This window comes from Pseudomonas sp. B611 (assembly GCF_055407965.1).
In genome coordinates this window covers 139,868-161,461 of the sequence record NZ_JBUZST010000009.1, presented here as the reverse complement: position 1 = coordinate 161,461, position 21,594 = coordinate 139,868, and the positions used below count along the sequence as shown (strand labels likewise).

The following is a 21,594-nucleotide window of genomic DNA, read 5'->3' as shown; positions in this document are numbered from 1 at the left end:
GAACACGCCGGGCGTCCGGTAGCGTCATGGTTTGGTTATTCGCCGAGATACGCGCTGCGCACCTCGGGGTGTTCAAGCAAATCCTGGGATGGGCCCGTGAGGCTGATGCGCCCGGTGTCCATCACATAGGCGCGGTCGGTGACTTGCAGCGCCAGCCGCGCGTTCTGTTCCACCAGCAACAGGGTCATGCCCTGGCGGCAGACGTCGTCGATCACCTGGAAAATCTTCTCCACCATGATCGGCGCCAGGCCCATGGACGGCTCATCCAGGATCAACAAGCGCGGGCGCGACAACAGCGCGCGGGCCAGGGCGAGCATCTGTTGCTCACCACCCGACAGCAGGCCGGCGGATTGGTGCAGGCGTTCTTCCAGGCGTGGGAAATGTTCGAACAACTGGCGCATTTCGCGCTGCACCTGCGCGTTGTCGCGGCGTAAAAATGCGCCGGCCTGCAAGTTCTCCAGCACGCTCATGCGCGCGAAAATCCCACGGCCTTCCGGGACCATGGCGATGCCTTGGCGCAGCAGCTTGTCCGGCGCCTGGCCGAGGATGGATTGCCCGGCAAAACGGATCTCGCCCTTGGCCGCCGGCAGCAAACCGGTGAGCGCCTTGAGGCTGGAGGTCTTGCCCGCGCCGTTGGCGCCAATCAGGGTGACGCGCTCACCTTCATCGATATGCAGGTCGAGGGCTTTGACGGCTTCGATGGCGCCGTAGCGCACCTGCAAACCTTCGACTTTCAACAGTGCTTCAGACATGCGCGCTGGCTCCCAGATAGGCTTGGATCACCGCCGGGTGCTGGCGCACGTCGGCGGGCGGGCCGACGGCGATGACCTGGCCGTAATCCAGCACGCTGATGCGGTCGCACACGCCCATCACCAGCTTGACGTCGTGTTCGATCAACAACAGGGTGTGGCCGTCGTCGCGGATCTTTTCCAGCAGGTCGCGCAGTTGCACTTTCTCGCTGGCGTTCATGCCCGCTGCCGGCTCATCCAGGGCCAGCAGGCGCGGTTCGGTGGCCAGGGCGCGGGCGATTTCCAGGCGGCGTTGGTGGCCGTAGCTCAGGCTGTCGGCGCGGTAATTGGCGAAACCGGCAAGGCCCACGTAGGCCAGCAAACGATGGGCGTGAGCGCGGGTTTGCGCTTCTTCATCGCGGGCGCGGCGATGCTGACTCAAGGCCGCCCACAGGCCGTTGCGGGTGCGCACATGGCGCCCGACCATGACGTTTTCCAGGGCGCTCATCCCATTGAACAGGCGGATGTTCTGGAAGGTACGCGCGATCCCCGCCTCGGCCACCTGGTGCACGCTGGTGGGTTGATAGTCGCGGCCATCCAGTTGGAAGCGCCCGGAGTCGGGCGTGTACAAGCCGGTCATCACGTTAAAAAAGGTGGTCTTGCCCGCGCCATTCGGGCCGATCAAGCCGTAGATCTCGCCGGGCTGGATGCTCAGGCTCACGTCGGTCAGCGCCGCGACGCCGCCGAAGTGTTTATTGACCTTGTCGATCTGCAACAGCGGTGCGTTCATCGTGCCACTCCTTTGGGCCACAATCCGGCGGGTCGGTAGAGCATCGCCAGGATCAACGCCAGGCCGTAAAACAGCTGGCGGATGATCTCCGGGTCCACCAGCACCTGGCCGAACAGCGCCTGCTGCAACGGGCCCATGCTGGCGCGCAAGGCTTCGGGCAGGGCCGCCAGCAATACGCAACCGAGGATGACCCCGGGGATATGGCCCATGCCGCCCAGCACCACCATCGCCAGTACGGCGATGGACTCGTTCAAGGTGAAGGATTCCGGCGAGACAAAGCCCTGGAACGAGGCGAACAACACGCCGCTCACGCCGCCGAACGCCGCGCCAATGGCAAACGCCAGCAGCTTGAGGCGCACGGTATTGATGCCCATGGCCTGGGCCGCGTCTTCGTCCTCGCGGATCGCCACCCAGGCACGGCCGATGCGCGAACGCTCCAGGCGGATGCAGGCAAACAGGATCAACACCACCAGCGCGGCAAACAGGTAGTAATAGAGGTACACCGACGGCAGGCGCAGGCCGAACAGCTCTTGGGTGCGCCCCAGGTTGACGCCGAGCAGGCTGACCGGATCGACCTGGGAGATGCCTTTGGGGCCGTTGGTGATATTCACCGGGCGGTCGAGGTTGCGCAGCAGGATGCGGATGATTTCGCCAAAGCCCAGGGTGACGATGGCCAGGTAGTCGCCGCGCAGGCGCAGGGTCGGCGCGCCCAGCACCACGCCAAAACCTGCCGCAAGCAGCGCGCCCAGCGGCAGCATCAGCCAGATCGAGGTGTGCATGCCCGCTGGCAACAACGCCGCCAGCGCAGGGAACTGTTGCAGCAGATGGGGCGACGAGAGCAACGCAGCGAGGTAGGCGCCCACCGCGTAGAACGCGATAAAGCCCATGTCCAGTAACCCGGCGTAGCCGACCACGATGTTCAGCCCGAGGGCGAGCATGATGTACAGCAAGGCAAAGTCGAGGGTGCGCACCCAGGTGTTGCCGCCCGCATGGCCGACGATCCACGGCGCCAGCACCAGGGCCACGGCGAGCAGCAACAGGCCCAGGCTTGCGCGTTTGTTGGGGGTCAGGGACTTGATCATGCGCGGGTCGCCAAACGTTCGCCCAACAACCCGGAAGGCCGGAACACCAGCACCGCGATCAACACGATAAAGGCGAACACATCCTGGTAATTGCTACCGAACACGCCGTTGGTCGCCGCGCCGAGGTAGCCGGTGCCGAGGGCTTCGATCAAGCCCAGCAACAGGCCGCCGAGCATGGCACCCTTGAGGTTGCCGATGCCGCCCAGCACCGCCGCGGTGAAGGCTTTGATGCCGGGCAAGAAGCCCATGTAGAAGTGCGCGCTGCCGTAGTTGCTGGCCATCATGATTCCGGCGAGTGCCGCCAGGGCGCCGCCGATGGCGAAGGTGATGACAATGATGCGGTTCGGGCTGATGCCCATCAGGCTGGCGACTTGCGGGTTCTCCGCCACGGCACGCATGGCCCGGCCGAAACGCGTGCGCTCCACCAGCACCAGCAACGCGAGCATCACCGACAAGGCGATGGCAATCGTCGTCAGCGCCGTGGCGTTGGTGATGGCCGGGTGCTCGGAGGCGCCGGCCAGCACTTCGATCGGCTCCAGCGGCAGCAGTTGCGGGAACATCTGCGGGTTGCGCGTCCACACCAGCATCGCGAGGGTTTGCAGCAGCAGCGACACGCCGATACCGCTGATCAACGGCGCCAGGCGCGGGGCGTGGCGCAGGCGGCGGTAGGCGACGCGCTCGATCACCACCGCCAACACCGCGCAAAAGGCCATGGCGACGAGAGTCGCGCAGAGCAACACCAGCATCGGCGCAAGGCCTGGAAAGGCGGCCTGCATCAGACGGATCACCGACAAGCCCACCAGCGCGCCGATCATCAACACATCGCCGTGGGCGAAGTTGATGATGCGCAAGATGCCGTAGACCATGGTGTAACCCAAGGCCACCAGCGCGTAGAGACTGCCCGTCATCAAACCGTTGAGCAGTTGTTGGATAAACCCATCCATGAAAACCATCGACCTCAGTGCGTGCAAGGGCGGCACACTAAGCATCTATTCTGTTTTTATCAAATAACAGAAAGTCATATGGTTATATCAACCCTTAAACAGGCTATTTATGCCGTAAATACGGCATTTATGGCTCTTTATTCGGCGCAAGAGTTAGTATTTAATTCAACACATGAATAAATCAGAACAATTAGCCAATGACCCTCCCCTGCGTGCCGTGCGCACCTTCGAAGCCTTTGCACGCCATGGCGGGGTGAATGCCGCCGCGCGCGAGCTGGAGGTTTCCGCCTCGGCCATCAGCCATCAACTGCACTTGCTGGAAGATTTCCTGCAGCAACCGCTGACCTTGCGCCAAGGCCGCAACCTGGTGCTCACCGACGAAGGTCGCGAGTACTACCGCGCGATTCGCTCGGCGTTTGCGGTGCTGCGCAGCGCCACCGAACACGTGCGCGAAAAAAGCGCCACGCGCCAGGTGACCATCAGCCTGATCCCACTGTTTGGCATCAATCTGTTTATTCCACGCCTGGCGAATTTCCTGAAGGATCACCCGGCGCTGGACATCAACGTGACCTACGCCAACCACCGCAGCTACCCCAGCGATGCGGCCGACCTGTCGATTCGCTTCGGCACCGGGCATTGGCCGGGCTACCACAGCGAACCGCTGATCTCCGGCGCGGTGACGCCCTATTGCAGCCGCGCCTTCCTGGCACAGCACGGCCCCATCGACACGCCCGAGACCTTGAGCCAACTGCCACTGCTGCACGATGAAGAACGCGGCACCTGGGGCCAATGGTTCGAAGCCGCCGAAGTGGATGCCACCGCGTTGAATGGGTTGTTGCTGGAAGATGGCCAGCTTGCACTCACGGCAACCCTCACCGGCCTCGGCTGCGCATTGCTACGCGAACCCTTGGTGGCACCGCTGGTAGCCAGTGGCGAGTTGGTGAAGTTGTTTGAGCTGGAGGTGAATGATGGCCGCCAGTATTACCTGTGCCGACGGGCCAACAGCGAGTTGTCTAGCGAGGGCAATGATTTGTATGACTGGATCAAGCGCAGCTTGATTGCAGCCTGAACCGTTGATTAATCCCCCACAAACCGGCGCTCGGCTGCTATTGTGCCGCGCTTTGAAAAACCGCCGAACCTGCGAGGAAATGCACGTTGAACACTGACGAAAAAATGACCGGGGACCTGTTCGAGGTGGATAAGCGCCTGTCACTCAAACCCGTGGTGGACTTCAACAGCTACCTGCGCACAGCGTTCGGCGACGGCCCATGCACTTGCATCCGCTGCACCGCCAGCGGCGGCGATGAAACAGGCTACGCGTTCCAACACACCTTCACCTTCGACGGCAAACCCACCCACCGCCGCTTCGCCACCACGGCGGGCAGTGATGTGTTGCAGGTGTTGAAGAAGGCGTGGTTGTCGTACACCAAGGCCGAGCTGGCGTTGAGTGGTGTGCTGGGGTTGGATACGGTGAAGGAATTTGTCGAGCCGCAATTGCACAAACGAGTGCTGCCGTTGTTTTTGGCCAGTGGGTTGGTCAAGGAAGTGGAAGGCGAGTTGCAGGTCCAGCCTCAAGCGGCGTAATCCAGAGCACACCGCCCTACAAAATCTGCGCGAGCTTGCCTGCGATGGCGCTGGGCCAGCTGCATCTGTGTTGGCTGACAAGCCGCCTTCGCGGCGATGCGGCGGCCCGACAAGCCCGCTCCCACAGGGGATTGGGTTCACAGGCCAGATCAGGTTTGCACTGGTCAAAAATGTGGGAGCTGGCTTGCCTGCGATAGCGGTGGGTCTGTTGTAGCAGTGTTGACTGACAAGCCGCCACCTGAGCGCGCGGGTGCGGGTGTTTGTCGAATGGTTGGTGGAGGTGTTTGCCGCACATCCCCATGTTCGGCAGTGATCAAACCGTCAGTAGCCGACACCGCGCACGCCACCGGATGCGCGGATGGATTCCCCAGTGACCCAATGGGCATCTTCGGACGCGAGGAACACCGCCAGCGGTGCAATATCTTCAGGCTCACCCAAACGCCCCAACGGCGTCCCGGCAATCAGTGACTGGCCAAATTCACCGGCAAAGTTGCCATCGGTGGCCGGGGTATTGGTATGGCCCGGCAAGATTGAATTGACCCGGATGCCCTTTGGCCCCAGTTCACGCGCCAGGGCGAACGTCAGCGTGTCCACCGCCCCCTTGGTGGCCGAGTACACGCTGGAGGCCAGGTAGGGGTCGGTGCTGAGGATCGAGCTGATATTGATAATACTGCCGCCCTGCCCCAGCAACTTCACCGCCTCCCGCGCCGCCAGCAAATAGCCCAACACGTTAAGGTTGAACTGCTTGTGGAAGGCCTCTTCGGTCAGGTCCTCGATCATCTGGAACACCGCGACACCGGCGTTGTTGACCAGGATATCCAGCGTGCCGAAGGTCTGCCGAACCGTGTCGAACAAGCGCGTCACATCGGCACCCGCACTCATGTCTGCCTGCACGCTGATGGCGTTGCCGCCCTGCGCCTGAATATGGGCGACGACTGCATCAGCATCGGCTTTGCTGGAGGCGTAGTTGACCACCACCGTCGCACCGGCCGCCGCCAAGCCTTTTGCAATGCCTGCGCCGATACCTTTTGATGCGCCAGTGACGACTGCAATTTTTCCGTCGAGCTTCATACGTTTGATTTCCTGCGGTTGAGTGATACTGCGTGCCGCCAGTATTCGGCCCGCCGCCCGCATGACGGTTGCCGGTTCCTCGCCCATGCTTGCCTATTCTTCTCAGTTGCCTTGCGCTACCGCTCGGCGTAGCTCATGGTCGAGCCCATGAACAACGACCTCGATGAACTGCGCCGCCGCGTGCTGCGCGCAGAAAACAAGTGGACCGACACCGGCCTGCCCCGTGTGGCGATGGTGTGTGCCGAAGCCTGCGCCGATCAGGTGTATCAGCCGATGCTGCATCTGGTGCTGCAAGGCGTGAAAACGCTGTCTATCGGCGATCAGGTGTCCACCTACGGGCCGTCCAGCTATTTCGTGGTGCCGGTGGAGGTGCCCGCGACCGGGCAGGTTCACCCTTATGCTCCCGAGTCGCCCTACCTGGCACTCAGCCTGACCCTTGACCCGAGTGTAATCGCCAGCGTATTGGCAGATGACATCGCGCCGGCTGAACGGCCGCGCGCGCAACGGTTCGCAGCGGTGCAGGCGCCAGCAGAAATGATCGATGCGTGGCTGCGCATGCTGCGGCTGATGGATCGCCCCAACGAAGCGGCCGTGCTGGCACCGATGATTGAGCGGGAGATTGTGTTTCGGGCGCTGCAAGGCCCCCTGCGTGAAACCCTGGTGGCGATGGCCCGCCCCGATGGACGTCTGGCCCAGATCCGCCGAGCCACCGAGTGGATTCGCCAGCACTACACCGAACCTTTTCGCGTGGAACCGCTGGCGGCCATGACTGGCATGAGCGTGGCGGCCTTCTACCGGCATTTCAAAGCCATCACCGCGATGACGCCCATTCAGTATCAGAAACGCCTGCGCCTATTGAGGGCGCGTTGGTTGCTGCTGTTCGACACCCTGGATGCGGCGTCCATCGCCTTCACCGTGGGTTATGAAAGCGCTTCGCAGTTCAGCCGCGAATATGCGCGGCTGTTCGGCTTGCCGCCGGTGAAGGATGCAGCACGTTTCAAAAGCCACCCTTGAACCGCCTGCGAACCGCTGTGGCGAGGGAGTTTGCTCCCGCTGGAGTGCGTAGCGCTCCCGCTTTTTGGGGCCGCTTCGCGACCCAGCGGGAGCAGGCTCCCTCGCCACAAGGTCATCAGGTTCCGGCCAGGACTGCCGGATCGCCCGAGCGCCAGACGTTATCCACGGTCACGCGCTGGATCAGCCATACGCCCTCCTCCCGCACCAACTCAACGTCATAACGGTTCTTCATCAAGTAATGCCGAGAAGGATCGCTTTGCGGCACGTGCTGCGCTTCCACCAACGCATCCAGCCGCGCGTTATCACCGTCGAGGGTGACCCGTGCATTGCTCACCGAGTGCGTGGTATCGAGCTGGCCGAGCGCGGCGGACAGCGCGCCGACGATGGTGTCGCGCCCTTCCAGCACCGGGTATTCAAAGCCGGCCTTGGCGGCGGCCGGACGGAAGTCCGAGATGGCGGTGGCGGTGAATGCCGAGGCAAGCAGGGCCGAGTCCTTCAGATCGATGCCTGCCGCGAAGCGATGCAGGGTGTCGATCACCGCGCTGTTTTCAGCGGCCGTTTGCAGATCAGTCATGGTGCAATTCCTGTGAGTTCAATAATCGGTGATTTGAGTGCCGCCGATGGTCTGGGCAAAACCCACACCAAACAGCTTTGCCGGGGTTTCAAAGCCGGATCGGCGTTCGCCGCCGAGCACTCGACGCGCCGCTTCCACGGCAGCCAATGGGGTGTAGCTGTAGCCGTTGACGGTTTCGATGACTGACCGTGCAACCGTGCCATCGATGCCTGTGACTTCGGCCACGGCGCGGGCACGGTGGGCGTCACGCTGGGCCTGGGTGGGGCCGTCGGGCAGTAGCGACAGGTCGCCTTCGGGGAAGGCTTCGCCGGTGATGTGCACGAACATCGCGATGTTCGGGATGGCGCTGGAATGCCAGGCCGTGACCAGGTCGCCAAACGACAACGGTGCGCACAGCGCAGGGCCGTCGCCAAAGTCCAGGAGCTGCGGGTGCGCGTCCGGGGTGGCCAGCAATTCGCCGTCGATGCGCGCCATCACCCCGGCGCCGATGATCTCGCCGACACTCAGCGCCGAGCCCCGGGACATCGCGCCCGGCACCTGCAAGGCGATTTTCAGCGACTGCGGCTGCGGCACGCGGCGGGCGACGTGCATCGCCAGGCAGTCGGTGGGCACCACGTCCCAGCCCACGCCGGGCAGCAGCATCACATCCGCCCCGGCGCCGAGCTGTTCGGCCAGGCGATACACATTGATTTCGGCGGTGATGTCCAGGTAGTCGGTGCCGCTGGCCATGCAGGCGCGCATCAAGGGTTCGGCGGTGTGGGCGAACGGACCGGCGAAGTTGAGCAGGACGTCGATGCCCTGCAATTGGCTGGCGTCAGCCGCAAACACGCGATGCGGCACGTCCAGCTCAGCGGCCAGGGACGCCAGGCGCTCGGCGTTGCGGCCAGCGATCACCAGGTTCAGGCCGAGCTGCTTGGCATGTTCGGCCGCCATGCGCCCGGTATAGCCGGTGGCGCCGTAGATCATCAGGGTTTTCATAGGCTGTGCTGCCAGTTTTTGTAGACGAATTCGAGGCTGTAGCCGTCCGGGTCGAGGACGTTGGCCGCGTAGTAGTTGGGGTCGTAATGCAAGCGCGCACCCGGTGCGCCGTTATCGGTGGCGCCGTTGTCCAGGGCGGCGGCGTAGGCCTTTTCCACCTCGGTGCGGTTGTTGGCGACAAAACCCACATGCACCGCCCGCCCTTCGACCACGCCTTCGCGCAGCCAGAAGAACATGCGCCCGTTGGCGCCAAAGCCCTTCAGGTCCGGGTGGCCGGGTGGCCCGTCCTTGCCGTCGTAGTCGAGCCGCGCAGTGATGCCCAAGGGTTTGAGGGTGGCTTCGTAAAAGCGCACAGAGCGCTCGATGTCGCTGACCGAGATAAACAGATGATCCAGCATGTGTAGCCTCGCTATTCAGATGATGTAGCCGCCCGCAACTTCAATCGTCTGGGCATTGATCCAACGGCCTTCTTCGGACAGCAGCAGCGCAATGACCCGCGCCACGTCTTCAGGTTCTCCGACACGGCCAAGGGCGGTTTGCCCGGCCAGCAGGGCCTCGAACTCATCGTTCAAGCCACCGCCCAGTTCGGTGCGGATGGCGCCGGGCGAAACAGCATTGGCGCGAATCCGCCGCTCGCCGAATTCCTTGGCCATGTAGCGGGTGAGTACATCCAGGCCACCTTTGAATGCGGCGTAAGGCGCCACGCCTGCGGTCGCAGCACGGGTGGTGGCACTGGTGAGGTTGACGATGCTGGCGTGCTCTTCCAGCAACGGCAGTAAAGCCTGGGTCAGGAAAAACGGCCCTTTCAGGTGCACGCTGAACAGGCCGTCGAACTGCGCCTCGGTCACCGACTCCAGGGGGTTGAACAGGCCATAGCCGGCGTTGTTCACCAGGCCGCTCAAGGTGCTGACGCCCCAGGTGGTGTCCAGGGCTTGCACCAGCGTTTCGCGGAAAGTGGCGAATGTGCTGACAGCGGCAACATCCAATGCCAGCGCCACGGCCTTGCCACCGGCGGCTTCGATCCGCTGCACCACCGCCTGCGCCGCAGCCGGGTTGCGGTTGTAGGTGAGGATCACGCCATGGCCTTGGCGAGCACACAACTCGGCGGTACTGGCACCGATCCCGCGGCTGCCTCCGGTAATCACGATGACGCTCATGGCCTGCTCCACTGCTGAAAAGTTGAGTGAGCACAGTAGCCCTCGCCCTACCCCATCACTCAGCCGTTCCTACTCCAATCCTGCCTGTTTCTGCTTTTTGCTTGCGCAAGGCCTGAAGGAAGGAACAGCATGGCCGGCATGAATACTCAACTGATCGAACTGCGCGCCTTGGCCGCAAACGCCGAAAACCGCCGCACCGAGACCGGCATCCCGCGCGTGGCGATGGTCCAGGGGGCGATTCCCGAGCATATGCTCGCGGCGGTGTATGACCCGATGATCAACCTGATCCTACAGGGCAGTAAGTGCATGACGGTGGGCGACCGCACCTTGCATTACGACCCGGCGACGTATTTTGTGATGTCCATCGAGTTGCCCGCCGTGGGGGTGGTGAACCCGGCGAGTACCGGCGAGCCTTACCTGGCCGTGAGTCTGACCCTTGACCCTACGGTGCTGACCACACTGCTCAACGACTTGCCGCCGCCCAGCGGACGCTGCGAGCAGGAAGCGGGTTTTTCGGTGGCGGCCGTCACGCCCGCGCTGATGGACGCCTGGGTGCGCATGCTGCGCCTGATGGGCGATCCCGTCGCGATTGCCGCCTTGGCGCCGGCTTATGAGCGGGAAATCCTCTATCACGTATTGCAAGGCCCCCACGGCTGGATGCTGCGCGAGATTGCCGCGCCGGATACGGCCATGGCGCGGGTCAGCCGGGCCATCCAGTGGATTCGCCGCGACTTTGCCGAACCGATTCGCGTTGAAGCGCTGGCATCAATGGCAACCATGAGCGTTTCGGCGTTTCACCGCCACTTCAAGGCGGTGACCAACCTGAGCCCGTTGCAGTATCAGAAGCGCGTGCGCTTGTTACAGGCGCGCACCTTGATGGTGGCCAGTGCGAGCAGCGTGACCAGCGCAGCCTTTGAAGTGGGATATGAAAGCGCAACCCAGTTCAGCCGGGACTATGCGCGGGTATTCGGCTTGCCGCCGGCGCGGGATACGGCGCGGATTTTGGCGGCGAACAAGGTTCGTCAGTAAGCTACGAGATTGATCGTTCCCACGCTCTGCGTGGGAATGCCGCCGGTGACGCTCTGCGTCACGCCTTCAAGAGGGGACGCAGAGCGTCCAGGGAGATGTATTCCCACGCGGAGCGTGGGAACGATCAAGACAAAACTCAGGGATATTCCTGGCGGGCATGCAGAACGTTGACTATCTCAATCCGCTCGGCAGTCACGCGGTACACGAGTACGTAGTTAGGATGCACCACCACTTCGCGAGTACCTGGCACACGGCCATTGGGGTAGAGTCACGATGTCAATCAGGTCGGTGATGGCTTCATCCAGCCAAACCACCGCCAGCATCAGGCCTTGGCCCTTTGCTTGCGCCCTGCTTCCAGAATGATGGCCTCAACCCGCGCCATCACTTCGTCATGGGGCACGCCAGGCCCAGGATTGGCCAAGCTTTTTTCAACTTTTGCACGAAACCAGAGATCATGGCTGCTCGCCTGCTCTTCTGTCTCAAACTCGGAAACAATAAGGGAAAGTGGAACACCCATCGGATGACCTCCTGCATGAATAGCCAGGAGTTTAGTCGTAACCAGCGGCACTGTCTTGGACCTCCTGATGAAATGCAGGCCCCGCCCCGAATGCAAAAAACAAAACGGCACCTGAGTGCCGTTTTGTTTTATCCAACTCGATTACTTACGCGCAGCCTCCCACTGCTTGAGCAGGTCACCGTAAGCCACGGTCTCGCCTTTTGGCTTCTCATTCGCCAACTTCGGCTTCGGCGCACCCGGCTGGTCGAACCAGTATTGCGCGTCACGCTCGGGGTTCATTTTCGGGCCGCACACCGGTTGCACCTTGGAGCGTTCCAGGCGCGTCATGATCGCGTCTTGCTCCTTGGCCAGGTTGTCCAGCGCTTGCTGCGGGGTTTTCTCGCCGCTGGCGGCGGCGGCGATGTTGCTCCACCACAGCTGCGCCAGGCGTGGGTAGTCCGGCACGTTGGTGCCGGTCGGTGACCACTCGGTGCGGGCCGGGCTGCGGTAGAACTCCACCAGCCCACCCAGTTTCGGCGCCATGTCGGTCATGGCCTGGGAGTTGATGTCGGACTCACGAATCGGCGTCAGGCCGACGATGGTTTTCTTCAGCGAGACGGTTTTCGAGGTCACGAACTGGGCGTAGAGCCACGCCGCGAGTTTCTGTTTTTCCGGGGTGGATTTGAGGAAGGTCCAGGAGCCTACGTCCTGATAGCCCTTCTTCATGCCCTTTTCCCAGTAAGGTCCGACAGGCGACGGCGCCATGCGCCATTTCGGGGTGCCGTCGGCATTCACTACCGGCAGGCCTGGCTTGACCATGTCAGCGGTAAACGCGGTGTACCAGAAGATCTGCTGGGCGATATTGCCCTGGGACGGCACCGGGCCAGATTCGGAGAAGGTCATGCCCGCGGCTTCCGGTGGCGCGTAAGCCTTCATCCAATCCACGTACTTTTGCGTGGCGAACACCGCCGCCGGGCCGTTGGTGTCGCCGCCACGGGTGACGCTGGAGCCCACCGGGTGGCAGTCCTCGACGCGAATGCCCCACTCGTCCACGGGTAGGCCGTTGGGCAGGCCTTTGTCGCCGCCACCGGCCATGGAGAACCAGGCATCGGTGAAGCGCCAGCCGAGGGACGGGTCTTTCTTGCCGTAGTCCATGTGCCCATACACGCGCTTGCCGTCGATTTCCTTGACGTCTTCGCTGAAGAATTTGGCGATGTCTTCGTAGGCCGACCAGTTCACTGGCACGCCGAGGTCATAGCCGTACTTTTCCTTGAACTTGGCTTTCAGGTCCGCACGCTCAAACCAGTCGGCGCGAAACCAATAGAGGTTGGCGAATTGCTGGTCGGGCAGTTGGTAGATCTTGCCGTCGGGCGCCGTGGTGAAGGAGATGCCGATAAAGTCCTTGATATCCAGGGTCGGCGAGGTGAAGGCCTTGCCTTCGTTGGCCATCAGGTCGGTGATGGATTCAGTCTTGCCGTAGCGAAAGTGCGTACCGATCAAGTCGGAATCGTTGACCCAGCCGTCATAGATGTTTTTGTCGGACTGCATCTGGGTTTGCAGTTTTTCCACCACGTCGCCTTCCTGCAACAGGTCGTGGGTCAGCTTGATGCCGGTGATTTCGCTGAAGGCCTTGGCCAGCACCTTGGATTCGTACTCGTGGGTGGTGAGGGTTTCCGACACCACGTTGATCTTCATCCCACGGAACGGTTCTGACGCCTTGATAAACCATTTCAACTCTTCGAGCTGCTGCTCGGCCGTGAGCGTTGATGGCTTGAACTCGCTGCCGATCCATTTTTTCGCGGCATCTTCGTACGCATCGGCCCACGCCGAGGCACTCAAACCGCTGAGGGCCAGTACGGCGGCCAATGAAATGCTATGTCGCAGCTTATTGTTTTTATCGAACATAGAGACCTCCTGGTTGTTTATTCATAAGGGCACTAGCCCCAACGCATCACGCTCAACAGCCACACCAGGGACAGCGCAGTCGCCGCCCAGATGCTCCAGCCGGTGACGCCGATTACCAGCAAATGCAGGTAGGCGCTGCCGAGAAGACCGATAAACAAACGATCACCACGGGTGGTGCTGATCGGCAAAAAACCGCGCCGGGGAATACTCGGCGAACGCAGTTCCCAGGTGGTCATGCCCGCCAGAATCAGCGCGATGCCACCGAAGAACAGTGCGGTTGGGGTGGTCCAGGCCATCCATTCCATCATCGACTCCTCAGACCCGGCCGAGGGCAAAGCCCTTGGCCACGTGGTTGCGAACAAACCAGATCACCAGCATACCCGGCAGGATGGTCAACACCCCCGCCGCTGCCAGCACGCCCCAATCGATCCCCGACGCCGAGACGGTGCGGGTCATCACCGCCGCGATGGGCTTGGCGTTGACCGAGGTCAGGGTGCGCGCCAGCAGCAACTCGACCCAGGAAAACATAAAGCAGAAAAACGCGGTGACGCCGATACCGGAGCCGATCAGCGGGATAAAAATCTTCACGAAAAACTTTGGAAACGAGTAGCCGTCAATGTAGGCGGTTTCGTCAATTTCCTTGGGCACGCCGGACATGAAGCCCTCCAGAATCCACACCGCCAACGGCACGTTGAACAGGCAATGGGCCAGGGCCACAGCGATGTGGGTATCGAACAAGCCGATGGACGAATACAGCTGGAAAAACGGCAGCAAAAACACCGCCGGCGGCGCCATGCGGTTGGTCAGCAGCCAGAAGAACAGGTGCTTGTCGCCGAGGAAACGATAGCGCGAAAACGCATAGGCCGCCGGCAACGCCACGCTCAGGGAGATCACCGTATTCAGGCTCACGTAGTACAGCGAGTTGAGGTAACCGGTGTACCAGCTCGGGTCGGTGAAAATCACCTTGTAGTTCGCCAGGGTGAAGTCCTGCGGAAACAGCGTCAGCCCGCCGAGGATTTCGGTGTTGCTCTTGAAGGACATGTTCAGCAGCCAGTAGATCGGCACCAGCAGGAACAGGATGTAGATCAGCAGGGGGATCACTTTCTTCATAAACGTAAGACGCTTGCTCATGTTGGCGGCCTCAGCGGTTGGCGTCGGAATGGGTCATGGCGGTGTAGAACAGCCAGGACACCAACAGGATGATCAGGAAGTACACCAGAGAAAACGCGGCGGCCGGGCCCAGGTCGAATTGACCTACAGCCATTTGAGTGAGCGTCTGACTGAGAAAGGTGGTGGCGTTACCCGGCCCGCCGCCAGTCAGTACGAAGGGCTCGGTGTAGATCATGAAGCTGTCCATAAAGCGCAGCATTACCGCGATCAACAGCACGCTTTTCATCTTCGGCAACTGGATATGTCGGAACACCGCCCACGCCGATGCACGATCAATCCGCGCCGCCTGGTAGTACACATCCGGGATGGCCCGTAGTCCCGAGTAACACAGCAGCGCAACCAGGGATGTCCAATGCCACACGTCCATGATCAGCACGGTGACCCAGGCATCCGCCGTGTTGGCCGCATAGTTGTAGCTGATGCCCATGGCGTTGAGGCTGTAACCCAACAAACCGATATCCGCACGGCCGAAGATCTGCCAGATCGTGCCCACCACGTTCCACGGAATCAGCAGCGGAATGGCCAGGATGATCAGCACCAGCGACGACCAGCGGCCCTTTGTCGGCATGGTCAGGGCGATGGCGATGCCAAGGGGGATTTCGATCAGCAGCACACAGGCCGAGTAGATGAACTGGCGCAACAATGAGTCATGCAGACGCGGGTCAAGCAGTACCTGCTTGTACCAGTCGGCACCGACGAAGTAGCGGCTGGACTGGTCGAAAATGTCCTGCACCGAGTAGTTGACCACCGTCATCATCGGGATCACGGCACTGAACGCCACCAGCAAAAACACCGGTAAAACCAGCCACCAGGCCTTGTTGTTCTGCACCTTGTTCATGGCTGCCCCTCCAGCAAGTAATCGTCGGCGTAGACCATCAGCCACTGCGCCGGAAAGCTGATGGACGCCTTGCCCTCAGGCACCGGCTTGTCTTCGGCCAGGCGTACTTTCAACAGCGTGCCGCCAAGGTTGAGGGTCATGATCTTGTAGGTGCCGAGGTCTTCCAGATGAGTGACATCGGCTTGCAGGGCGTCAGGGTTGAACTCGTCCCATACATGGATAAATTCCGGGCGGATGCCGACCTGCAATTTCTTGTAGGACGTGTCGCTGATGCGCTGCGCAATCGCCGCGGACAACGGCAGATGAGTCCCGGCAAACCGCACCCCGCCCGCCTCGGCCTGCACCTCGATCAGATTCATCCCAGGGCTGCCGATGAAATAGCCGACAAACGTATGGCTGGGCCGCTCGAACAACTCGCGGGGCGTACCGAACTGCACGATCTGCCCGCCGTACATCACCGCGATCTTGTCGGCGAAGGTGGAGGCTTCCAGTTGGTCATGGGTGACGTAGACCATGGTGATGTTGAACTGCTCATGGATCTGCTTGAGCTTGCGCCGTAGCTTCCACTTGAGGTGCGGGTCGATCACCGTCAGCGGCTCATCGAAGAGGATCGCCGACACGTCGTCACGCACCAGGCCACGGCCCATGGAGACCTTCTGTTTTTCGTCGGCGGTTAGGTTGCGGGCTTTCTTGGACAGCAGGTTTTGCAGGTCGAGGACTTCGGCGATTTCCTGCACCTTGCTGTGAATGTTCGCCTCCGCCATGCCTTGGTTGCGCAGCGGAAAGGCCAGGTTGTCGAACACCGTCATGGTGTCGTACACCACCGGGAACTGGAACACCTGGGCGATGTTGCGTTTTTCCGGGGTGAGGTCGTTGACCACTTTGCTGTCGAACAGCACCTGGCCTTCGGACGGGCTGAGCAGGCCGGAGATGATGTTAAGCAGGGTTGATTTGCCACAGCCGGAGGGCCCGAGCAAGGCGTAGGCACCGCCCTGCTCCCACACATGGTTCATTTCCCGAATCGCGTAGTCCTCAGGACCATTAGGCGTAGGGCTGTAGCTGTGCGCCAGGTTCTGCAAATGGATCTCGGCCATCAGGCAACCCTCGCAACACGGCGCCCGGGGGCCTGGACCAGACGGCCCTGGCTATCGAACACAAACAGTTTATGGGTGGGGATATACACGCGGATCGGCGCGTCGACGTCGTACTCGTGCACCCCCGGCAGGTGCAGCACCAGCAGGAAATGTTCGCTGCGCACATGCAGGAAGGTTTCCGAACCGCTGATCTCGGCGACTTCCACGGTCACCGCCAGTTCCAGGTCGTCATCGTTGCTCGGCACCAGGCTGATATGGCTGGGGCGCACACCGAAGCGGAATTCACCTTCGCCGATGGGGCGCAAATCGACGTTGAGCGGAAAATGCACGAAATTGGCAAAACTCACTTCGTTGCCACTGATGCGCCCCGGCATCAGGTTGATCGGCGGCTCGGAAAACAACTCGGCGGCGAGCACACTCTGCGGCTGGTGATAGACCTCAGCCGCCTTGCCGCTCTGGATCACCCGGCCTTCATGAAGGATGGTGGTGGTGCCCCCCAGTGCCAGGGCTTCGTTGGGTTCGGTGGTGGCGTAGATGGCGATGGTGTGGCGCGCCTTGAACAGTTCGCGCATTTCCTGACGCAGTTCTTCTCGCAGCTTGTAGTCCAGGTTCACCAGCGGCTCATCGAACAGGATCAGCTCGGCATCCTTGACCAGCGCGCGGGCCATGGCCGTGCGTTGTTGCTGGCCGCCAGACAGCTCCAGCGGATGACGCTGCAGGAACTTCTCGATGCGCAACATTTTCGCGGTTTCGAGCACTTTGCTCTGGATCAACTCGTTGGCCACACCGGCCTGGCGCAAGGGCGAGGCGATGTTTTCGAAGACAGTCATGGTCGGGTAGTTGATGAACTGCTGGTACACCATCGACACGTTGCGCAAGCGCACCGGTTTGTGGGTAACATCCACGCCATTCATCAGGATGCGGCCGCTGTCGGGCTTGTCCAGTCCGGCCATCAGGCGCATCAGGCTGGTCTTGCCGGACAGGGTGCGGCCAAGCAATACGTTGAAGGAACCGGGTTCGAAACGCAGGGTGGCGTCGTCGATCCAGGTTTGGCCTTCAACGACGCGGGAGACGTGTTCCAGGGTCAATGACATGACACGACCTTTTTATTATTGGAATGAATCTGGCCATTCGTCAGAGCGAGTTTCGTGCCAAAACTGCAAGTGCTTGATGTGTGAGGAATTGGCTTGAACGACATTTTCAGGAGTGAACAATCCGGGTGAACAACTGAACAGTCCGGGGGTTGACAATGAACAGTTCTGAACAACACTCTTCGAACTCGATTTAACGAACACCACAGGTTGATTCGGTTTCAAGTGAAAGAAATTGCAAGACCCCATAACAATAAAAATGAAGGTCACCCCATGGCCGAACCCTTGGCTCACGACACCCTTATCCAGGAATCCTGGCGCCGTTGCCGCGCGTTTGGCCTGGACCATCAAAGCGTCCCCAGCTTCGACCAACTGCCTGCCGAAGGCATCAGCCAACTGCTGGAAAGCCAGCATTCCCTGGTGCAGACCACCCACCAGGAAGTGCTGCCCTACTACGAAAACATCCTCAGCAATTCCAACTGCCTGATCATGCTGGCCGACAATCAGGGCCAGGTGCTGACGTCATGGGGCACCCAGCGCTTCATCGAGCCGAAGCTGGCCCGCGGCTTCAACCCCGGCGCCAGCTGGCGCGAGCGCTCCAGCGGCACCAATGCCATCGGCACCGCGCTGGCCTGTGCCCAGGCGGTGCATATCGAGCATGACGAACACTTTCTCAAGGCCAACCGCTTCATGACCGGTTCGGCGGCGCCGATTTTCGATGCGCAGCGCGAGATCATTGCCGTGCTGGACGTGTCCAGCGACAGCTACCTGCCGCCCTCCCACACCCTGGGCATGGTCAAGATGATGAGCCAGACCGTGGAAAACCGGCTGATCCTCAACCTGTTTCGCGGCGAGCACTTTCAACTGACCTTCAACACCGGCCTGAACAATCTGGACAGCCAATGGGCCGGCCTGCTGATCTTTGACGACAGCGGCCAGGTGCTGTCGGCCAACCGCCGCGCGGACAATCTGCTGGGTATCAGCTTGTCGCGGGTGATGATCGACAGCTTGTTCAAGGTGTCGCTGCTGGAGTTGCTGAACCAGCCGGAGGGACTGCCGTTCTCCTTGCAGGCGGCGGGACGCAATCGGTTCCAGTGCCTGTTGAAACGACCCAAACAAATGCCGGTGCAGGCGCGAGTATTCACACAACCCACGCCGCCAAAGCCGACGTCGATTGGGCTGAAGACCTTGCACTTCGGCGACGCACGCGTGGAAAAAGCCGTACGCCAGGCCGAGCGCCTGCTGGAGAAGGACATCCCGCTGCTGATCCACGGCGAAACCGGGGTGGGCAAAGAGGTATTCGTCAAAGCCCTGCACCAGGCGAGTTCCCGTAGCCAGCAGGCATTTATCGCGGTGAACTGTGCGGCGATTCCTGCGGAGTTGGTGGAATCGGAACTGTTCGGCTATGAAAAAGGCGCGTTCACCGGCGCCAATCAGAAAGGCAGCATTGGCCTGATCCGCAAGGCCGACAAGGGCACGCTGTTCCTCGATGAAATCGGCGACATGCCACTGCCGACCCAGGCGCGTTTACTGCGGGTATTGCAGGAACGTTGCGTGCAGCCCGTAGGCAGCAGTGAATTGTTCCCGGTGGATTTGCGCATTATCTCTGCCACCAACCGCACCCTGCGGGAGTGGGTGCAGGCCGGGCGGTTCCGTGAGGATTTGTACTACCGCATCGGCGGCCTGACGCTGGAGCTGCCGCCCTTGCGCGAACGCACCGACAAGCAGGCGTTGTTCCAGCAACTGTGGCAGCAGCACCGCGAACCGACCCAATGGGCCGGCCTGAGCGCTGAGGTGCTGGCGTTGTTTGAGCAGCACCCGTGGCCGGGGAATTTGCGCCAGGTGAGCAGCGTATTGCAGGTGGCGCTGGCGATGGCCGAGGAGCAGCCGATCCGTGCGGAGCACTTGCCGGATGATTTTTTTGTGGATCTGCACGTACCCGCGCCACGGCCAGCCGACGAGTCCCTAGATGACAGCATCGACTTGAACCAACGCTTGAAGGCGCTCGGCGGGAATATTTCCCACCTGGCGCGGGAACTGGGCGTCAGCCGCAACACCCTGTACAAACGCCTGCGCCAGAACGAGCGCTAGCGCGGCTTGACCACCACCAGCAGGTCGGTGAAGTACTCCACCTGGATCGGCAGATTGTCCGCCAGTGCCGCGAGTGCCGCCGCCGTGTCATCGAGCTTGAACACCCCGGAGACCCGCAGGTTGCGCAGCGCCTGGGGATCAAAACGCACCATGCCGTGGCGGTAGCTGGCCAGGGTTTGCAGGACGTCGCTGAGGGGCTGGTCGTTGACCTTGAGCAGGCCACGGGTCCAGGCGTCCGGATCGGCGTTGCCAGTGGCTTGCGCGAGTTGGGCGCGGCCGTGATCGAGGATCGCACGCTGGCCGGCCGTGACCTTGACCTCATCGCGGGTATCACCTTTGACGGCCACGGTGGACTCGATCACCGTCACCACGGTCGTACCGTCTGCCGCGCGCTTGACCAGATAACGGGTGCCTAGCGCGGTCGCCGTGCCTTGGTCGGTGCGCACCACGAACGGCCGTTGTGCATCCTTGGCCACCTCCACCCACAACTCGCCTTGCAGCAGTTCGATCACCCGCTGATGGCCGTCGAACTTCACGTCTACCGCCGAGTTGCTGTTGAGCTGTAGCTGGCTGCCGTCTTCGAGGGCGATCTGGCGGCGTTCGCCGACGCCAGTGCGTTGGTCGGCCATCCACAACGGCAGGTGTTGCAGGCCGATCCAACCGCAGAGCACCAGGCCGAGCACACCGACCGCCTGGGCGCCACGCGCGCGTTGCGGCGCGAACGCGCGGTTGAGGGCTCGGCGCGCAGGCTGGGCGGGCAACGTATCCAGGCTGCCCCACAGGCCGCGCATCCGCTCAATGGCGACGGCATGCCGTGGGTCGGCGTCGCACCATAGGAGGAAGGCTTGGCGGTCCGCATCGGTGACGTCTTCGTCGTGCAGGCGTGTCAGCCAATTCGCCGCCTGCTGAATGATTTGTTCGGAACTCATGACAGCGGATCGGCTGCGTGCAGGCTGTGGTAACAGTGCACCAAAGCGCTGGAGATGTAGTTTTTGACCGTGCTGGAGGACACCTCCAGGCGCGTGGCGATCTCGCTGTAGGTCAGCCCGTCGAGACGGCTCAACAGGAACGCCTCGCGGGCCTTGGCGGGCAAGCCGGCGAGCATCTCGGCAATACGCTCCAGGGCTTGCAGCGCCACATGGATCGCGGCCGGGTCGGGCATGCCGGCGTCTTCGCACTGGATCACCAGGGCTTCCATATAGGCTTTTTCGATACGCCGGCGGCGCGCGCCGTCGATCAGCAGGCGCCCGGCGGTGGTGGCGAGAAAGGCGCGGGGTTCCTTGATGTTGTGCGGCTCGGCGAGCATCAGCACACGGATGAATGCGTCGTGGGCCAGGTCGGCGGCGTTTTGCGAACAGCCCAGTTTTTTGCGCAGCCAGTTGTGCAGCCAGCCGTGGTGCTCGCTGTACATTGCCGCAAGGGTCTGCTGACGGGTTGAATCGTTCAGCACGGCCGGAATGTCATGCATGCGCAAAAATTTCTCAAATGGGAAATATTACCAATTGCGCGAAGAATGCCAGTAAATCGGAGTAGGAGCAAGAACCGCTGGGCAACACACATCACTGAGGGAGCTGGCTTGCCTGCGATGGCGGTGGGTCAGTTGCATCTGTGTTGGCTGACAGGCCGCCTTCGCGGGCAAGCCCGCTCCCACAGGGGATTGGGTTACCACTTTGGAGCAGGTTCACACCACCCAAACTGTGGGAGCTGGCTTGCCTGCAAAAGCGGTGGGTCAGCTGCATCTGTGTTAACTGGCAGGCCGCCATCGCGGGCAAGCCCGCTCCCACAGGGGATTGGGTTACCACTCTGGAACAGGTTCACACCGGTCAAACTGTGGGAGCTGGCTTGCCTGCGATGGCGGTGGGTCAGTTGCATCTGGGTTGGCTGACAGGCCGCCTTCGCGAGCAAGCCCGCTCCCACAGGGGATTGGGTTACCACTTTGGAGCAGGTTCACACCATCC

At 61.6% G+C, this 21,594-nt stretch carries 23 protein-coding genes and 1 pseudogene; 5 read left to right on the top strand and 19 right to left on the bottom strand.

What is annotated here, in order from left to right; genetic code table 11:
- Positions 1-35 precede the first annotated feature (35 nt).
- Genes ACZRMO_RS19820 through ACZRMO_RS19805 form a run of 4 tightly spaced genes read right to left on the bottom strand, consistent with a single transcriptional unit; the run spans position 36 to position 3,544 of the window.
- A complete protein-coding gene (locus ACZRMO_RS19820; RefSeq protein WP_463973954.1) occupies positions 36-752 on the bottom strand; it encodes an ABC transporter ATP-binding protein in 717 nt (238 codons plus the stop codon).
- Complete coding sequence (locus ACZRMO_RS19815; protein WP_463973953.1) at positions 745-1,518, bottom strand: ABC transporter ATP-binding protein; 774 nt, start codon at positions 1,516-1,518, stop codon at positions 745-747. The genes ACZRMO_RS19820 and ACZRMO_RS19815 overlap by 8 nt, the downstream gene beginning before the upstream one ends.
- Positions 1,515-2,600, bottom strand: a complete 1,086-nt coding sequence (locus tag ACZRMO_RS19810) for an ABC transporter permease subunit (RefSeq protein WP_463973952.1) — start codon at positions 2,598-2,600, stop codon at positions 1,515-1,517. The genes ACZRMO_RS19815 and ACZRMO_RS19810 overlap by 4 nt, the downstream gene beginning before the upstream one ends.
- On the bottom strand, positions 2,597-3,544 hold the full coding sequence (locus ACZRMO_RS19805; RefSeq protein ID WP_463973951.1) for a branched-chain amino acid ABC transporter permease: 948 nt from the start codon (positions 3,542-3,544) through the stop codon (positions 2,597-2,599). Before ACZRMO_RS19805 ends, ACZRMO_RS19810 begins: the two co-directional genes overlap by 4 nt.
- A 172-nt stretch (positions 3,545-3,716) precedes the next feature.
- On the opposite strand from ACZRMO_RS19805, the gene ACZRMO_RS19800 reads away from it, so the two are divergent.
- Both ACZRMO_RS19800 and ACZRMO_RS19795 read left to right on the top strand, forming a co-directional pair.
- Positions 3,717-4,613 carry a LysR substrate-binding domain-containing protein gene (locus tag ACZRMO_RS19800; protein WP_463973950.1) on the top strand — a complete coding sequence of 299 codons (897 nt, stop codon included), beginning with the start codon at positions 3,717-3,719 and terminating at the stop codon, positions 4,611-4,613.
- An 86-nt stretch (positions 4,614-4,699) separates the two neighbouring features.
- Positions 4,700-5,128: a hypothetical protein gene (locus ACZRMO_RS19795; protein WP_124527983.1), complete on the top strand. Its 429-nt coding sequence runs from the start codon at positions 4,700-4,702 to the stop codon at positions 5,126-5,128.
- A gap of 321 nt (positions 5,129-5,449) precedes the next feature.
- On the opposite strand, the gene ACZRMO_RS19790 is transcribed toward ACZRMO_RS19795, so the two are convergent.
- On the bottom strand, positions 5,450-6,199 hold the full coding sequence (locus ACZRMO_RS19790) for a glucose 1-dehydrogenase (protein ID WP_463973949.1): 750 nt from the start codon (positions 6,197-6,199) through the stop codon (positions 5,450-5,452).
- A 147-nt stretch (positions 6,200-6,346) separates the two neighbouring features.
- Between ACZRMO_RS19790 and ACZRMO_RS19785 the strand changes: the two genes are divergently transcribed.
- Complete coding sequence (locus ACZRMO_RS19785; RefSeq protein ID WP_463973948.1) at positions 6,347-7,213, top strand: AraC family transcriptional regulator; 867 nt, start codon at positions 6,347-6,349, stop codon at positions 7,211-7,213.
- A 115-nt stretch (positions 7,214-7,328) separates the two neighbouring features.
- On the opposite strand, the gene ACZRMO_RS19780 is transcribed toward ACZRMO_RS19785, so the two are convergent.
- From ACZRMO_RS19780 to ACZRMO_RS19765, 4 genes are read right to left on the bottom strand one after another with little or no spacing between them, the layout of a single operon-like run.
- Complete coding sequence (locus ACZRMO_RS19780) at positions 7,329-7,787, bottom strand: nuclear transport factor 2 family protein (RefSeq protein ID WP_463973947.1); 459 nt, start codon at positions 7,785-7,787, stop codon at positions 7,329-7,331.
- A gap of 18 nt (positions 7,788-7,805) precedes the next feature.
- Positions 7,806-8,765, bottom strand: coding sequence for a saccharopine dehydrogenase family protein (locus tag ACZRMO_RS19775; protein WP_463973946.1), 960 nt, complete (start codon positions 8,763-8,765; stop codon positions 7,806-7,808).
- A complete protein-coding gene (locus tag ACZRMO_RS19770; RefSeq protein WP_463973945.1) occupies positions 8,762-9,163 on the bottom strand; it encodes a VOC family protein in 402 nt (133 codons plus the stop codon). Before ACZRMO_RS19770 ends, ACZRMO_RS19775 begins: the two co-directional genes overlap by 4 nt.
- A gap of 15 nt (positions 9,164-9,178) precedes the next feature.
- Positions 9,179-9,922, bottom strand: a complete 744-nt coding sequence (locus ACZRMO_RS19765) for an SDR family NAD(P)-dependent oxidoreductase (protein ID WP_463973944.1) — start codon at positions 9,920-9,922, stop codon at positions 9,179-9,181.
- Between the two features lie 138 nt (positions 9,923-10,060).
- Between ACZRMO_RS19765 and ACZRMO_RS19760 the strand changes: the two genes are divergently transcribed.
- Entirely contained in the window at positions 10,061-10,951 is an 891-nt protein-coding gene (locus ACZRMO_RS19760; RefSeq protein WP_463973975.1) for an AraC family transcriptional regulator, read from the top strand.
- Positions 10,952-11,087: 136 nt separating this feature from the next.
- Here ACZRMO_RS19760 and ACZRMO_RS19755 read toward each other — a convergent pair.
- The 8 genes and pseudogenes from ACZRMO_RS19755 to ACZRMO_RS19720 form a co-directional block, all read right to left on the bottom strand.
- Positions 11,088-11,207: pseudogene (locus ACZRMO_RS19755) on the bottom strand (type II toxin-antitoxin system RelE/ParE family toxin); the annotation flags it as partial.
- Between the two features lie 66 nt (positions 11,208-11,273).
- On the bottom strand, positions 11,274-11,468 hold the full coding sequence (relB, locus tag ACZRMO_RS19750; RefSeq protein WP_463973943.1) for a type II toxin-antitoxin system RelB family antitoxin: 195 nt from the start codon (positions 11,466-11,468) through the stop codon (positions 11,274-11,276).
- A 141-nt stretch (positions 11,469-11,609) separates the two neighbouring features.
- Positions 11,610-13,352 carry an ABC transporter substrate-binding protein gene (locus ACZRMO_RS19745; RefSeq protein WP_463973942.1) on the bottom strand — a complete coding sequence of 581 codons (1,743 nt, stop codon included), beginning with the start codon at positions 13,350-13,352 and terminating at the stop codon, positions 11,610-11,612.
- 32 nt (positions 13,353-13,384) lie between these two features.
- Positions 13,385-13,657: a DUF2160 domain-containing protein gene (locus ACZRMO_RS19740; RefSeq protein ID WP_017735080.1), complete on the bottom strand. Its 273-nt coding sequence runs from the start codon at positions 13,655-13,657 to the stop codon at positions 13,385-13,387.
- A gap of 10 nt (positions 13,658-13,667) precedes the next feature.
- Positions 13,668-14,462, bottom strand: a complete 795-nt coding sequence (locus ACZRMO_RS19735; protein WP_200846343.1) for a carbohydrate ABC transporter permease — start codon at positions 14,460-14,462, stop codon at positions 13,668-13,670.
- 31 nt (positions 14,463-14,493) lie between these two features.
- Positions 14,494-15,360, bottom strand: a complete 867-nt coding sequence (locus tag ACZRMO_RS19730) for a carbohydrate ABC transporter permease (RefSeq protein WP_463973941.1) — start codon at positions 15,358-15,360, stop codon at positions 14,494-14,496.
- A complete protein-coding gene (locus ACZRMO_RS19725; protein ID WP_463973940.1) occupies positions 15,357-16,454 on the bottom strand; it encodes an ABC transporter ATP-binding protein in 1,098 nt (365 codons plus the stop codon). Before ACZRMO_RS19725 ends, ACZRMO_RS19730 begins: the two co-directional genes overlap by 4 nt.
- Complete coding sequence (locus tag ACZRMO_RS19720) at positions 16,454-17,548, bottom strand: ABC transporter ATP-binding protein (RefSeq protein ID WP_463973939.1); 1,095 nt, start codon at positions 17,546-17,548, stop codon at positions 16,454-16,456. The genes ACZRMO_RS19725 and ACZRMO_RS19720 overlap by 1 nt, the downstream gene beginning before the upstream one ends.
- A 270-nt stretch (positions 17,549-17,818) precedes the next feature.
- On the opposite strand from ACZRMO_RS19720, the gene ACZRMO_RS19715 reads away from it, so the two are divergent.
- On the top strand, positions 17,819-19,636 hold the full coding sequence (locus tag ACZRMO_RS19715; RefSeq protein ID WP_463973938.1) for a sigma-54-dependent Fis family transcriptional regulator: 1,818 nt from the start codon (positions 17,819-17,821) through the stop codon (positions 19,634-19,636).
- Here ACZRMO_RS19715 and ACZRMO_RS19710 read toward each other — a convergent pair.
- Entirely contained in the window at positions 19,633-20,565 is a 933-nt protein-coding gene (locus ACZRMO_RS19710; RefSeq protein ID WP_463973937.1) for a FecR family protein, read from the bottom strand. The two genes, ACZRMO_RS19715 and ACZRMO_RS19710, sit on opposite strands and share 4 nt — an antisense overlap.
- Positions 20,562-21,104 carry a sigma-70 family RNA polymerase sigma factor gene (locus tag ACZRMO_RS19705; RefSeq protein ID WP_463973936.1) on the bottom strand — a complete coding sequence of 181 codons (543 nt, stop codon included), beginning with the start codon at positions 21,102-21,104 and terminating at the stop codon, positions 20,562-20,564. The genes ACZRMO_RS19710 and ACZRMO_RS19705 overlap by 4 nt, the downstream gene beginning before the upstream one ends.
- Positions 21,105-21,594 lie beyond the last annotated feature (490 nt).